The 233-nt window shown below is 60.1% G+C and carries 1 protein-coding gene; it reads left to right on the top strand.

Features of this window, described 5'->3' with window-relative positions:
- A partial coding sequence (locus GTP55_RS29455) for an IS110 family transposase (protein ID WP_161048274.1) occupies positions 1 to 233 on the top strand: 233 nt, incomplete at both ends.

Here is a 233-nt window from a genome sequence, read left to right as displayed (position 1 = left end):
GGTCAGTGTGGTCAATCCGGGCTGCATCAAAGGTTTCGGCCAGAGTGAAAATCTGCGCAATAAAACCGACAAGGCCGATGCGGCCCTGATCGCGCGGTACTGCGCAGCCATGTCGCCGAAGCGGTGGACACCACCACCGTTGGAGCAACGCCAACTGCGGGCATGGTCGCAGCGCATACAAGCGTTGAAGGACATGCGTCAGCAGGAGAGCAACCGCCTGGAAAGCTACACGG

It is taken from the genome of Duganella margarita, assembly GCF_009857535.1.
GTDB classification, from domain to species: domain Bacteria; phylum Pseudomonadota; class Gammaproteobacteria; order Burkholderiales; family Burkholderiaceae_D; genus Rugamonas; species Rugamonas margarita.
This window is presented reverse-complemented; position numbering and strand designations above follow the sequence as displayed.